Annotated in this window: 11 protein-coding genes; 6 read left to right on the top strand and 5 right to left on the bottom strand. The window is 49.1% G+C overall.

Annotated features, from left to right (window positions below; translation table 11 throughout):
• Positions 1-154: 154 nt before the first annotated feature.
• The 4 genes from EKG39_RS15125 (at position 155) to EKG39_RS15140 (ending at position 6,490) form a co-directional block, all read left to right on the top strand.
• The gene (locus EKG39_RS15125) at positions 155-514 is read left to right on the top strand and encodes a hypothetical protein (protein ID WP_246028513.1); all 360 of its coding nucleotides are present in this window, start codon (positions 155-157) and stop codon (positions 512-514) included.
• A gap of 136 nt (positions 515-650) precedes the next feature.
• The gene (locus EKG39_RS15130) at positions 651-1,997 is read left to right on the top strand and encodes a TolC family protein (RefSeq protein ID WP_126506630.1); all 1,347 of its coding nucleotides are present in this window, start codon (positions 651-653) and stop codon (positions 1,995-1,997) included.
• Positions 1,997-3,343, top strand: a complete 1,347-nt coding sequence (locus tag EKG39_RS15135) for an efflux RND transporter periplasmic adaptor subunit (RefSeq protein ID WP_126506632.1) — start codon at positions 1,997-1,999, stop codon at positions 3,341-3,343. Before EKG39_RS15130 ends, EKG39_RS15135 begins: the two co-directional genes overlap by 1 nt.
• A 12-nt stretch (positions 3,344-3,355) precedes the next feature.
• Positions 3,356-6,490 (top strand): efflux RND transporter permease subunit, encoded by a 3,135-nt coding sequence (locus EKG39_RS15140; RefSeq protein WP_425470180.1) that lies wholly within the window; start codon positions 3,356-3,358, stop codon positions 6,488-6,490.
• Positions 6,491-7,239: 749 nt separating this feature from the next.
• Here the strand turns inward: EKG39_RS15140 and EKG39_RS15145 are convergent.
• The 3 genes from EKG39_RS15145 to EKG39_RS15155 all read right to left on the bottom strand — a co-directional run bounded on the left by EKG39_RS15145 (position 7,240) and on the right by EKG39_RS15155 (position 9,459).
• Positions 7,240-8,127 (bottom strand): phosphoribulokinase, encoded by an 888-nt coding sequence (locus tag EKG39_RS15145; RefSeq protein ID WP_126506636.1) that lies wholly within the window; start codon positions 8,125-8,127, stop codon positions 7,240-7,242.
• Between the two features lie 100 nt (positions 8,128-8,227).
• On the bottom strand, positions 8,228-8,485 hold the full coding sequence (locus EKG39_RS15150) for a YheU family protein (protein WP_126506638.1): 258 nt from the start codon (positions 8,483-8,485) through the stop codon (positions 8,228-8,230).
• Positions 8,479-9,459, bottom strand: coding sequence for a hydrolase (locus EKG39_RS15155; RefSeq protein ID WP_126506640.1), 981 nt, complete (start codon positions 9,457-9,459; stop codon positions 8,479-8,481). Before EKG39_RS15155 ends, EKG39_RS15150 begins: the two co-directional genes overlap by 7 nt.
• Before the next feature lie 230 nt (positions 9,460-9,689).
• On the opposite strand from EKG39_RS15155, the gene EKG39_RS15160 reads away from it, so the two are divergent.
• On the top strand, positions 9,690-10,205 hold the full coding sequence (locus tag EKG39_RS15160; protein ID WP_126506642.1) for a TAT leader-containing periplasmic protein: 516 nt from the start codon (positions 9,690-9,692) through the stop codon (positions 10,203-10,205).
• Positions 10,206-10,279: 74 nt separating this feature from the next.
• A complete protein-coding gene (locus tag EKG39_RS15165) occupies positions 10,280-11,875 on the top strand; it encodes a GMC family oxidoreductase (protein WP_126506643.1) in 1,596 nt (531 codons plus the stop codon).
• A gap of 80 nt (positions 11,876-11,955) precedes the next feature.
• On the opposite strand, the gene EKG39_RS15170 is transcribed toward EKG39_RS15165, so the two are convergent.
• Both EKG39_RS15170 and EKG39_RS15175 read right to left on the bottom strand, forming a co-directional pair.
• On the bottom strand, positions 11,956-12,393 hold the full coding sequence (locus tag EKG39_RS15170; protein WP_126506645.1) for a TIGR02444 family protein: 438 nt from the start codon (positions 12,391-12,393) through the stop codon (positions 11,956-11,958).
• Between the two features lie 76 nt (positions 12,394-12,469).
• A complete protein-coding gene (locus tag EKG39_RS15175) occupies positions 12,470-14,380 on the bottom strand; it encodes an ABC transporter ATP-binding protein (RefSeq protein WP_126506647.1) in 1,911 nt (636 codons plus the stop codon).
• Positions 14,381-14,455: the final 75 nt, after the last annotated feature.

The following is a 14,455-nucleotide window of genomic DNA, read 5'->3' on the forward strand; positions in this document are numbered from 1 at the left end:
TTATTAGAGTTTAGTTTTTTACCGCCTGCTACTTATCTTTGAACTTTAGCGGGCGAGATATCATCTTATTAGGAAATAATTGTTGTTCAACATGAAAGCTTCAACACAGGTTTTACAATCTAAGTTGACACTGGTTCTCCTGCTGGTGGTTTTCGTGTCTCAATTATTTCCAACCTGTGTGGCATCAGACATCCACACCAATGACGTTGCCTCACAAGAACTCTCACAAGAACTCTCACAAGATGCCTTACAAGAGGTCTCGCAAGCACGCTCACAAGTCACGCCTTCGGATGAAGAGCAGGAGTCTTGCTGTCATACTCCCGCCTGCACTTGTGTGCACACCAGAGCGGGGAGTGACCAAGATGAGCATGATGATGATTTTCATACCTCTTGCCATCCGCCAGTAGAGCTAAATTTTGCCTGCGCTCACAAGGCCGTCGAAGGTGAAAGTCCATTTCTTATAAGCTATCAAGACAGAAATTACGCACCACCTATTCCCCCTCCTCATAGTTAACTCCACGTTATATATATAATTTTTATTAATTAAATCTGCCTGCACAAGTTGTGGCCGAGGTGAGTTGCCGTGTCTATTTTGATTATGACGCGACTCGCACCGCCAGGTGTTCAGGCGATAACCGGAGTTTATTCTCGTGAAGAGATATCAAGAGATCACACTCGTGGCCTGCCAACGCGTGTTGGTCACCGTGAGTCTGTGCGTGCTTGCATTATATGCAGGCAAAAGTGTAGCCCAGCCGGAGCAAGGCGAGGTTAGTCTGCCTTGGGTGCTGGAAAAAACCTTATTAACGAATACACAATTACAAACCTTTCCTTATGAAGTCAGAGTCAGTGAAGCCCTGACTTTACAGGCTGGGATCACGCCTAACCCGGAGTTTTCAGTCGAAGTCGAAAATGTGCTGGGTACGGGGGAGATGCAAGGCGTCGACAATGCCGAGATCACCTTGGCATTAAGCCAGCTTATCGAGCTGGGTGACAAACGTCAGCGCCGCGTCGATGTGGCTCAAGCCGCTGAGCGTCAAAAGCTAAGTGAATATGAGATATTGCGTCTGGATATCCTGGCCGAGGCCACCGGGCGTTACTATCAGCTACTTCGCCTGCAAGCCCTGCAAGACTGGATCGAAAGGCGTATTTCAGTTGAGCAGAGCGCTTTAAAGGCGATCGAATCCCGCGCCAATGCCGGGGCGGTGATTCAAGCAGATGTGACTAAGATGGCTCTGCGCCTGTCACGATCGACGTCGGTTAAGGAGCAGCTCGATGGCGAGACAAGACTTGCCCGTCTGCGTTTAGCGGCCATGTGGTCGAGCGAACCTCACTTCTCTCATGCCCTTGGTACCCTCGATTTGTCTTCGGCGCTGCCCACTGCGGCGAGCGTGCTCAACGCTATCGAAACCGCCCCTCAATACCTGCAGTTGTTAAGCGTCGAGCGTTTGATGTATGCCAAACGCCGAATGGAGGAGTCTAAGGCACAATATGATGTGACATTGGGGATGGGAGTTCGAAGCTATGACGGTTTCGATGATGGTGCTTTGATGTTCAACTTCTCTATGCCCATTCCGCTCTCTAACCCCAATCAAGGTAATATTTTGGCCGCTAAAGCCCGTGAAGACAGAGCTATGGAGCAACAAAAATTGGCCCGCGGTCAGCTCAAGCTGTCATTGATGGAGCTTCATCTGGCCATGGTCAATAACGCCCGGCAAGCAAGCCGTATTCAGCAGCAAGTTTTGCCTTTAGCGCAAAGGTTACTCGAAGACACGCAAGGCGCCTATCAAACGGGCCAAACCAGTGTGCTACAGCTGGTCGATGCCCAATCTGAGCTATTTGCCATAGAGCGGGATCTTATCGAAGCCAAAGTGGCTGTCTATCAACAAAGGCTCGAACTCGAGCGCATCACCGGACAATCTATGACAGCCACCCACTCAAACTTTAGCTCAAGTGTTCGTTCAAATATGACGCCGTTTGTGGCACCGGAGAACAGATAATGAATTTTAAATTGAATCAGCTTTCATCTGCATTTATGGCGGCAGCTATCACACTATCGGCTTTAAGCTTTTCAACTCTACTACCGGGAAATTTAGCCTGGGCCAGTGGTGATCATGGTCATGGTCATGAAGAGAAGGAGGAGCATACTCCCGAGGGACCTCATGGGGGCAGACTCCTGCACAGCGGCGAGTTTGAGGTCGAGATCACTATGGTCGAATCGGGGATCCCGCCGGAGATGCGGGTGTATGCTTATCATAAGGGTGTGAAGCTGGATCCGGGTGAGATTAAACTCGAGTTATTGCTTAATCGCCTTGGCGGCAAGACAGACAGAATAAGCTTTATCGGTGAAGAAGATTACCTTGTGAGTGAGCAGAGCGTCGCCGAACCGCACTCTTTCGAGGTAGAGGTTCATGCCGGCTTTAAGGGCGAGTCCTTCGACTGGCACTATGAAAATTATACCGGCCGGACTGAGATAAACGATCGCTTATTGAAACTTTCCGGTATTCAAACTCAGCAAGCCGGCAGTAAGCAGCTCACCTTCGTCGACACCTTGTTTGGTATCGTAGCTCCTATTACCGATAAGCAGTTTAGTGTTAATGCGCCTTACGCCGGCGTGATTGAACAGCTTCATGTCAGCATAGGTGACACGGTTGAGAAGGGACAAATTATCGCAAGTGTGCGCAACTCAAGCACACTGCAAACGTATCAGGTCAAGAGCCCGGCCAGTGGTCAGGTTACCGAGCAGTTATTGAGCCTGGGTGACAACACATTTAATCGCGCCTTAGTACGTATCAGTGATCTGTCGAGTGTTTGGATAGATCTCTCTGCTTTCCCAAAGAGCATAGACAAACTATCTCTGGGTCAGCCCGTGACGATTGGTGACGATCACAGCGGTGAAGCTCATGGCGACGAAGTGAGTCGTGATGACAGTCATGATACATCAGAGGGCCACAATGCCGACAATGTCAGCGCTTCAGCCCGAAGCACCATCAGTTACATAGCGCCAACTATGACAGGCGGTCACATCGCCCGTGTGCGAGCGGTGATCAATAACGAACATGGACACTGGCGACCAGGCATGCATATTCAAGCGGACATTGAGACCCGCACCAAGCAGGTACCTTTAGCGGTACGTGTCGATTCACTGCAAACCTTTATGGAAAATCCCGCTGTATTTGTCAAACATGGCAACACCTTCGAGGTTCGTATGCTGAAACTTGGCGAGAGCGATGGCGTGTATGTAGAGGTGTTGGCAGGACTGGATAGTGAGAGTGAGTATGTCACTGAAAATAGTTACTTATTAAAAGCGGACATCATGAAAAATGCCGCTAAACACGTGCACTAGGAGCCAATAATCATGGATACAATTATCTCCTTTGCATTAAGGCGACGGTTACTGGTGCTGGCGATGACCCTACTCATCGCGCTATTGGGTGTCTACAACACGTTAAAGTTACCTATTGATGCCGTGCCCGATATCACCAATGTGCAGGTACAGATAAACACAGCCATCGCGGGTTACTCTCCACTCGAGTCTGAGCAGAGACTCACCTATGTAATTGAAAACGCTATGGCGGGGATACCTCATCTGGATCATACCCGCTCTATTTCACGTTATGGTCTGTCTCAGGTGACAGTGATCTTCGATGAAGGCACTGACATCTATTGGGCAAGGCAGCAGATCGCCGAACGACTTCAGGGGATCCGCAGTGAGTTACCCGCAGAAGCCGAACCGGCACTGGGCCCTGTGAGTAGTGGTTTGGGTGAAGTGTTTACCTACTCAATTCGCGCGCTGGATGGCGCTTTGAAAGAGGATGGTAGCCCCTATAACGCCGAAGACCTGCGTACCATTCAGGACTGGATCATCCGCCCTCAGCTGGTCAAGGTGCCCGGGGTTACCGAAATCAACAGCCTGGGTGGCTTCGAGCGTGAATATCAGGTCGCGCCGGATCCCGGCAAGTTACTGGCATTTAAGGTGACCAATAATGATGTGATCGAGGCGCTTAAGCTCAATAATCGCAATGCGGGTGCAGGTTACATAGAGAGAAATGGTGAGCAGTGGTTAGTTCGTTCACCGGGGCAGCTTAAAGATCTGGAGGAGATCCGCCAAGTCGTTGTGACTAAGCGTGACGATGCGCCGGTTCGAATCGGCGATGTGGCCGAGGTGTTCTACGGTAAGCAGCTCAGAACCGGCGCAGCGACTCGAGATGGTGAAGAGACAGTGCTGGGCACCGCCTTTATGCTCTTAGGTGAAAATAGCCGCGTTGTCGCTAAAGAGGTGGGTGACAGGCTAAAACATGTTAATGCCAGCCTCCCAGAGGGAATAGTCGCAGAAGCGGTATATGACAGAACGGGCCTTGTCGACAAGGCCATTGCCACGGTGCAGAAAAACCTGTTCGAAGGCGCCGTACTGGTTATTGTGGTGTTGTTTGCCTTGCTTGGGAACTTTCGTGCAGCGCTTATCGCAGCCTTGGTTATTCCGCTCAGTATGCTGTTTGCTATCACAGGCATGACGACTAATCGTGTCTCAGGTAATCTGATGAGCCTTGGCGCTATCGACTTTGGCATTATCGTCGATGGTGCGGTGATCATCGTCGAGAACGCTTTGCGTCGACTCGGTATGGCTCAACATCACTACGGCAGGCTACTCTCACTCGAGGAACGTCTAAAGGTGGTGTTCGATGCGACAAAAGAGGTGTTCCGCCCGGCAGTATTTGGTGTGCTGATCATCATGCTGGTCTATCTGCCTATCTTTGCACTCAGTGGCGTCGAAGGTAAGATGTTCCACCCAATGGCATTTACCGTGGTTGCAGCGCTTATCGGTGCTCTTATCCTTTCGGTTACCTTTGTGCCCGCAGCCATCGCCATATTTGTTAAGGGTAAAGTTAACGAGAAAGAAAACGTTCTGATGGCTAAAGCGCGTAGCGTCTATGAGCCGGTGCTGTTTTTCTCTCTTAAACGCCCAGCCATTATTGTCGTCACCGCGATAGCCTTGATGGGCGTCACCACCTATCAACTCAGCCGTTTAGGTTCTGAGTTTTTGCCTAAACTCGATGAAGGCGATATTGCAATGCATGCCATGCGCATTACGGGGACCGGCCTTGAGCAGTCGACCGAGATGCAGAAGAAACTTGAGCTGGTCATTGGCGAACTTGATGAGGTCGAGCATGTGTTCTCGAAAATTGGTACCCCGGAAGTGGCGACCGATCCCATGCCGCCAAGCGTTGCCGATACCATCTTGATCATTAAGCCTCGCGATCAGTGGGCCGATCCTACTAAGAGTAAAGATCAGTTTATTGATGAACTCAGAGAACATGTTGAGCAGGTTCCGGGCAATAACTATGAGTTTACCCAGCCTATCGAGATGCGCTTCAACGAGTTGATTGCGGGAGTTCGTGCAGATGTTGCCTTACGAATTTATGGTGATGATCTCGATACCCTTAAAGCTGCCGGCGATCGCGCCGAAGTGCTGTTCCATAAAATCGATGGCGCCAAAGATGTGCGTGTCGAGCAGATGTCAGGTTTACCTACGCTGTCTATCGAGCCTAACCGGGATCATCTAGCCTTACTGGGCCTCACCATAGTCGATGTACAGCAAGCGCTGCAAACTGCGGTCTCCGGTGTACCAGTCGGTCTTATCTATGAGGGGGATCGGCGTTTTAAGCTCGTGGTTCGTATGAATGATAGCATCAGCCAGGATCTCAAGGCACTGGAGAGGTTGCCTATCGCCTTGCCCACAGAGCTCAATCCGGATCTTAGTTATGTTCCTCTTGGCGAGGTGGCTGATATTAAGTTCAAGGTGGGACCAAATCAGATCAATCGTCAAAGTGGTAAACGCCATGTGGTGGTGACCGCAAACGTCGAAGGTCGGGATCTGGGTTCCTTCATTAAGGACACTAAGGCGCTGATGGGGAGTGAGCTGAAGCTGCCCAGTGGTTATTGGAGTGAATATGGTGGCACTTTTGAGCAGCTGGAGTCGGCATCTAATCGCTTGATGATCTTAGTACCTTTGACTCTGCTACTTATCCTCGGCTTGCTGTATAGCGCCTTTGGCTCAATCAGGGATTCGTTGATCATCTTCAGTGGCGTTCCGCTGGCATTGACCGGTGGCGTCTTGGCATTGGTGCTGAGAGATATGCCATTGTCTATCTCTGCGGCGATCGGCTTTATCGCTCTGTCGGGCATTGCCGTGCTTAACGGTGTGGTGATGTTGAGTTTTATCAAGGAGCTAAAGCAACAGGGACTCGAGCTGCTGGAGGCCATCAAGCAAGGCGCGAGTCAACGTCTTCGTCCGGTGCTAATGACCGCATTGGTCGCCAGTCTTGGATTTGTCCCTATGGCATTGAACGTCGGTACCGGTGCAGAGGTACAGCGTCCGCTTGCCACTGTGGTGATTGGCGGCATAGTCTCATCGACCCTGCTGACCCTCGTCATCCTGCCCGTGCTCTATATGCTGGTGTATCGTTTCAGTAAGAAGGGAGAAGCTAAGTAAAGTAAGCTTGAATTCGGGTTTGCTTCAGATAGCGGGAGATACTCTCCCGCTAATACCTCATCTTCTTAGTTTTAAGTTTTAAGTTTTAAGTTTTAAGTTTTAAGTTTTAAGTTTCGAGTTTCGAGTTATGAGGGGGGTCACATCAGAAGCGAGGTTCTAGAGTCTAGGAACTTCTTTATGTCCTAGCGTCTTCTTTAGGAAAGGGAGCTGCCAGCATAATCGAGGACTTTTTATAAACTCTTCTTATAAACAAGGAGTCAGATCAAGCATGGATGTGGAATTTTCTGAAAAGGTTCGAGGTTCGAGATCCTAGAGCTTTGGAATTTACTGAGAGGTTTGAGCTTTGAGCTTCTAGTTCCTAGGAACTTATCTTGATCCTCGTACCTTCTTTGAAGGGAACAGCTAGCATACTCGAGGAACGAGCGGATCAAGCATAGACGTGGAATTTACTTGGGAAGTTAAATTTAATTAGGTCGGAACAGCTAGCATACTCGAGGAACGAGCGGATCAAGCATAGACGTGGAATTTACTTTCGATGATAATGAAGAGGGTCGGAACAGCTAGCATACTCGAGGAAACAAACAGATCAAGATGGGGGAATTTACTCCCAAGAGCATGCTAACTTATCAGTCTTTCGCCTGAAATCCCGACGAGAGAAAGTTTACTCGAACATACTTAAATAAAGCTTAAGCTTTCCTGAGTCGAAATAAAAACAGCAGGTTTCTTACCTGTTCGTTTCTCACCACTTACTATTCATTATCCAGCAATAAAAGCTGCTGACGCTTCTCTAACAGATCTCTGATCAAGGGAGTGAGTATCAACTCCATAGCCAGAGACATCTTGCCACCCGGTACCACAAGTGTATTAACCCTGGACATAAATGAACCATCGATCATCTTCAGATAATAGGGAAAGTCTACATTCTTGATGCCACGAAAACGGATCACTACGAAGCTTTCATCTAAGCTGGGAATATTCTTCGCGCTGAATGGATTGGAGGTATCTACGGTCGGCACACGCTGAAAGTTGATGTGGGTGCGAGAAAATTGCGGGGTCATGTGGTTAATATAATCGTCCATGCTACGTACGATCGAACCCATGACTTTTTCGCGGCTGTGGCCTCTTTCCGAGGTATCTCGAATGATCTTTTGTATCCATTCCAGGTTGACAATCGGCACCATGCCTATCAATAGATCGACATGTTCCGCGACATTACAGCTGTCAGTTTTCACACCACCATGAAGTCCTTCATAGTAGAGCATATCGGTATTTTCCGGCAGCGGATGCCATTGGGTAAAGGTCCCCGGCATCTGGTTAAATGGCACGGCTTCATCGAAAGTATGCAGATAAGCACGGGTTTCGCCTTGTCCTGTTGCGCTATAATCGCTGAAACATTGCTCTAACCTTTCAAAGTCGTTTGCCTCGGGGCCAAAATAACTGATATTTTTCTCTTCGGTTTTAGACTGGCGGATCTTTAATTCCATTTCAGGGCGGGTAAAGTGATGAAAGCTATCACCTTCGACCGAAGCTGCATTGATCCCTAGTTGGCGGAAGATATGCTTAAAGGCCGTTGTCGTGGTCGTCGTACCCGCTCCGGAAGAGCCGGTCACTGCGATGATGGGATGTTTTGCTGACATTAAATTTCCTAAATGGAACCTGAAAAAGAGCCATAGATATCGTGTAGCTGACTCATATTTATACGGTAATCAGACCTATCAGGTCAAACTCATATGTGATTTAGCGACTACCCGCTATTATCTGGTTATTGAGGTGATCATGTTGACGGATCGCAATCGACTCATCATCTTCACTGTATTCAACAACTAACACTCCTTGCTTCAGAGCTTGTTTGCATTTAACTATCGCAAGCTTTAGTGTCTCATCATCTGTGCCGGAAAAACTGCCATCTTCGACCTGAGAGAAGAGATATTCTTTAATCAGACTCTCTAATGTTTCATCTGGTAACTGCTGCAATGCATCATAGGGGACTAACATGTTTTAGTATCACTCTGTGAGAGAAAGGTGAGGATCCGCCTTTCCAGATAGTATTTGGGTTTTAATGGTGTGCCCCCCTCGATAAAGCCGACATGTCCACCGCGATTATGCAGTTCATAGACCACCTGAGGCGACAACTTATCAGCGGCTGGGATCACATCCCGGGTCATGAAAGGATCATCCTGCGCATGTATGACCAATGTTGGCTGACTGATATGTTTCAGATAGTCCATACCGCTGGCTCTATGGTAGTAGTCGTCCACTCCGGTAAATCCGTGAAGGGGAGCCGTTACCCTATGGTCGAAGTTATAGAAGGTGTTGAGCTCATCTATCTGCGACATCGAGACCGGCATGCTCTCCCCAAGTTGCTTGTCTTTGACCTTTTCGGTGAGTTTCTGTTGTAACTGCTTTATCAGGTAGCTTTGGTAAACCTTCGAAAATCCTTTTTCCAGCCTCTTGGCACATGCTGCAAGTTTTAACGGTGCCGATACCACAACGGCACGTTCGATAAGACTCGAGTCATCATGCTCACCAAGATATTTAGTCAGCACGTTGCCCCCGAGACTGTAACCTACGGCCCTTATTTTTGAGTTTGGATATCTCAATTTTAAGTGGGTCAGATGTGCCTGCAGATCTTGGGTATCACCACTATGATAGCTGCGTGCCAGGCGGTTACGCTCACCTGAGCAGCTTCTGTGATGGTGAACGACGGCAGATAGGCCTCTATCGCGGCACCCTTGCAAGAGCCTGCGTACGTAATGGGATTCTGCACTACCTTCCAGCCCATGAATGATAACCAGAATGCTTTGCCCGTCTTTGGGAAAGCTTAACCAGTCCAGATCGATAAAATCACCGTCATTAAGCTCCAGACGTTCTCGACTCAATACTGGTCTGTCCACCTTGGTGAATACCGGCAGAATCGTCTGAATATGCGGGCTTTTTGCCCACCATGGAGGTGAAAAAGATTGCGTCATAATATATTGGCTATTGCTGAAAATTAAAACGTGTGTTTAATTATTAATGTGAGTTGCATTGTAGCATACCTGTTTGTTTCTTTTTCTCGATGAGAAAAAGCCATGCCATCTTAGCTCCGGGTTTTTAGACTCGAGTCAGCTTCGCAGAATGACCTGCATAGGTATAGTATAGAAAAACAACGATTTTCTATGTTGGATATTTATCCTCATCGAAAAAATTAGGGGGGGGCATGAAAAGACGGACTTTTTTGACATCGGCATTCGTGGGCACGGCAGCATTAGCACTGGGTGTCAGCATCTATTCGCCTGAATTCATCTCGGCTAACAGATCACAGGATAGCCAACATAGATTGTTATTTAGTGTGTTACTTCCGGTATTTTTGGATGGGGCGCTCCCCGATGTCGAAAATCTTCGCAGAGCCGCTGAGAATCGTACCTTAGATGCCATCGGGCAGACCATCGCCATCTTACCCGAAGAGGGGCGAGTCGAGCTGGAGCAGCTACTGGATATGCTGGAGCAGAGGTTGGGTCTGCTGATCTTAACCGGTAGCGTGACGCCGCTGATGATGCGCAGCCCTCAAGAGCTGGTCTCAATGTTAGAGTATTGGCGTAGCAGTTTTTTAGACCTGATGGTGACCGCTTATCAGGGCCTCAGGGAGTTGGTCATTGCAAGTTACTACTCCTGCCCCGAGCACTGGAGTCGATTGAACTATGAGAAGCCGACATTTCTGGGTCAGGAAGTTTAGATATTAACGACTTAGCATTGCTGTAACGAATTTAAAATTATAACTAAAATAGTCAGTCGTTGGAGGTAGTTGAGGTGGTAATAGCAGATCCGATTGAAGAGGGACTGGCCTCGGGCTGGAAGCATATCGATGCCAGCCAGTTGAGTCAGAGTCAAACACTCGAAGCCGATGTCGTTATTATTGGCAGCGGTGCCGGTGGCGGTGTCGCCGCCGAGATCTTAACCGATGCTGGCTTGAGGGTTATTATCATCGAGGGAGGCCCGCTGAAGTCATCCCGGAGTTTTAATATGGAGGAGCGGCGCGCCTATCCTGATCTCTATCACCAAGCAGCCGCCATGAAAACGAAAGATAAAGCCATCGGTATCTTTCAGGGCCGGGCCGTGGGAGGCTCGACCACCGTCAATTGGACCACATCTATCAGAACACCCAAAAACGCCTTGGATTATTGGGCTAAAGACAAGTCGGTTGAGGGCTTGTCCAGGGAGGAGCTGGATCCCTGGTTCGAGAAGATGGAGCAGCGCCTGAATATCACCGAGTGGCCTTTTGCCCCCAACAGAAATAATGAGGCATTAAAAAACGGTTGCGAGAAACTCAATTGGGATTTCACCGTGATTAAGCGCAACGTCAAAGGGTGCTGGAATACCGGATATTGCGGTATGGGTTGCCCCGTGAATGCGAAACAATCTATGTTGGTCACCACCATACCGGCGGCGCTCGAGAAGGGGGCAACCCTGGTGAGTCGCGCCAAAGTGGTAAAGCTAGAGCATCATAAGGAGAAGATCTTCGCGGCTAAGGCCATCGCGTTGGATGAAAACCTGAAGCCTACCTCTGTAGAGTTAACCTTTAAGGCTAAGCACTATATTATTGCGGCGGGCGCCATACACACGCCGACGCTGTTGATGCGATCCGGCGTCACCGATCCCAATCAAATACTCGGTAAGCGTACCTTCCTGCATCCGACGCTATTGAGTGGAGCCATTTTTAGTGATCCCATTAATGCCCACAGTGGCGCTCCCCAATCCATCTATTCCGATGAGTTTGTCTGGCGCGACGGCGCAGCTGGTCAGCTGGGTTACAAGTTGGAGGTGCCTCCGGTTCACCCTGTACTTATCGGTTCTAAAACATTGGGTTATGGTAAGAGTCATGCAGAGTTAATGGCTAACTTTAATCAGCTTCAGGTGACCATAGCCCTGGTGAGAGACGGCTATCATGAGCAGAGTCAAGGGGGGCAGGTACACCTTACCGATAAAGGGTTTACATTGGATTATCCTCTGACCGAGGCGTTTTGGAACGCGGCAAGAAGGGCATTTTCCAGCATGGCAGAGCTACAGTTTGCCGCAGGTGCTAAACAGGTATTGCCGATCAGCGAAGGGATGCCTTATCTGAACAGCTGGGCCGAGGCCAAGACCAAGATAGCGACGATGGCGTTAGCACCGCTTAAAACCGTCGTTGCTTCGGCGCATGTAATGGGGGGCTGCCCTATGGGGGAGGACCTCAAGATCTCTATGGTCGATAGTCATGGACAGTCCCATTACTATGAAAACATGTCGGTAATGGACGGATCTATTTTTCCCACCAGCTTAGGCGCTAATCCACAACTGTCGATTTATGGTATGACGGCCAGAAACGCGACTCGTCTGGCCGAGCGACTGAGCGCAGCTAAGGGCTAGTATTAAATGTTTAGCGCTAGCTGAAAAAGAGCAGGAGTGAATAGTTCACTCCTGTCTGGGATAGTTATTACGTTTTCCTACTAGGCTGCAAGATGCTGATATTCATCCGCATTTAACCGATACAGGTCCAGAAAGACACTCAAGTTTGAAGACTGGCCTTCATGGGGGAGTTGTCTGAGTTTATGTAAAATAAGTGCCTGGGATTTTCGTTCCAGCATCAATTCGACTTCAAGCATCTGCTGATACTCTCCCTCGATTAAGCTGTTCTTACTCAGTTTACGTAACTTTCTGTAGGGCAATAAAACCCGCTCTTCCCAGTGATGAACTTCCTCTTTCATCTGTGACCAATCTGTCGGGTTTAACAGGTAGCCCTGCTTGTCTAACCATAAGGAGAGCAAGAGTAAGTTCACATTGACTTGGTGTTCATCCTGAAGCTGGAGGCAGAGCGTTTGATGCTGGTGATAATAGCTGTCACACATTACCCAAAGGGAGAGATCAAACTGATTTAAATAGGTCATTTAACGCGTTTCCTTTGCATTTTTGTCATTGCGGTGCTCTATCCTGAATAGGAACCGGAACACCGCCGAATCACAATCAGAGAGCTGAACGAACCTCTTGTTCAATCTCTTCGATAGACTCCTGAATCTCTAACCATTCCATCTCACTCTCTTCCAACGCCTGAGTGAGCTTAGTTCTTTCATTTAAGACCTGGGTTAATTTAGCCTTGTTATCGGCCTCATACAAACTCATGTCGGCCAGCATCTCTTCGAGTTCAGATAAGCGGGAACTCGACTTCTGCTGTTCTTTTTCGAGCTTGAGCTGAACCTTTCGCATCGGCGATAATTTTTGGCGTAACTCGGCCTCTAAACGTTTTTGTAGCTTCTTATCCTGGGCAGGTTTAGCCTCCAGGCTGACCTCTTCTTTGTTTGCCGCCTTGGCTGCATCGAGTAGCCATTGATGATAATCATCGAGATCACCATCGAAACTGCGCACCTGACCGCCGTCGACCAGGTAGTAATCGCTACAACTGAGTCTGAGCAGATGCCTGTCGTGAGATACGATAATCATCGCCCCCTCGAACGATTGTAACGCCATTGTCAGTGCATGGCGCATCTCGAGATCCAGGTGGTTTGTTGGCTCATCGAGAAGCAGAAGGTTAGGGCGTTGCCATACCAATAATGCCAATACTAAACGGGCCTTCTCTCCACCGGAGAAAGGACGAACAGGGGATAAAACCATGTCGCCATTGAAACCATAACAACCGAGGAAGTTTCTCAACTCCTGCTCACGCGTCGTCGGGGCCAGCCGTGACAGGTGCTGCAGTGGTGTATCATCGAGGCGAAGGCTCTCAAGTTGATGTTGCGCGAAATAGCCGATATTCAGGCCCGGGTTGGTCTCGTACTTTCCCTTCATCGGGGACAACTCTTCGGAGAGCAGTTTAATCAGGGTAGATTTACCCGCGCCATTACGTCCCAGCAGGCCTATACGAGCACCGGGAACCAGGTTCATTTGAACGCTTTTTAAGATCTCGGTATCACCATAGCCCACGGACACTTTCTCCATGGTAACGAGTGGGTTTGGCAGGGTTTCCGGCTCACGAAATGCCATATGAAACGGACTGTCGGCCTGTGAAGGTAACAGTTCTGTCATGCGTTCTAATGCTTTGAGGCGACTCTGTGCTTGTTTAGCTTTACTGGCCTTGTAGCGGAATCGGTCGACAAAGGACTGCATATGAGCCCGCTCTTTCTGTTGACGCTCGAAGGCTACCTGTTGTTGCGCCATGCGTTCGGCACGGATCCGCTCGAAGGCGGTATAGTTGCCCTTGTAGTAGTTGAGCTTATGGTTTTCTACGTGAATGATTTCACTGACGATGCCATCGATAAAGTCTCTGTCGTGACTGATCAGGATGAGCGTGCCCTGATAGGCCTTAATCCAACCTTCGAGCCAATACATGGTATCTAAGTCAAGGTGGTTAGTTGGTTCATCGAGTAGCAGGAGATCTGAACGGCACAACAGCGCCTGAGCCAGGTTGAGGCGCATACGCCAACCACCTGAAAAACTCCTGACCGGATTGGACTGCTCCGCTTCACTGAATCCCAGACCGGCTAATAGGCTGGCCGCACGCGAGCGAATGGCATAACCGCCAATGGCATCAATTTTCCCGTGCAGGTGGGCGATGGCATTACCATCATCATCTGCCTGAGCCTGATGGAGTTGGTTTTCAAGCTCGCGATATTCGACATCACCATCGATAACGTAATCCAGTGCCGATACCTCAAGGGCCGGCGTCTCCTGAGCAACCGTCGCTATCTGCCAGCCACTGGGCAGACTAATATCACCTTTATCTAAGCTTATTTTGCCTAAGATTAACGCGAGTAGTGATGATTTTCCTGTGCCGTTAGCACCGACTAAGCCCACTTTGTGGCCGGGATAGATAGTGAGAGAGGTTTCATCCAGAAGCGTTTTACTGCCGCGGATCAACTGTGCTTGATTGATGGATATCATGGAGTACGACTTGGTGATGTTCTGGAGACTATTGGGCAGATGATATCCCACAAACGGCTACCATTACCACAAACT

This window comes from Shewanella atlantica, from assembly GCF_003966265.1.
GTDB lineage: Bacteria > Pseudomonadota > Gammaproteobacteria > Enterobacterales > Shewanellaceae > Shewanella > Shewanella atlantica.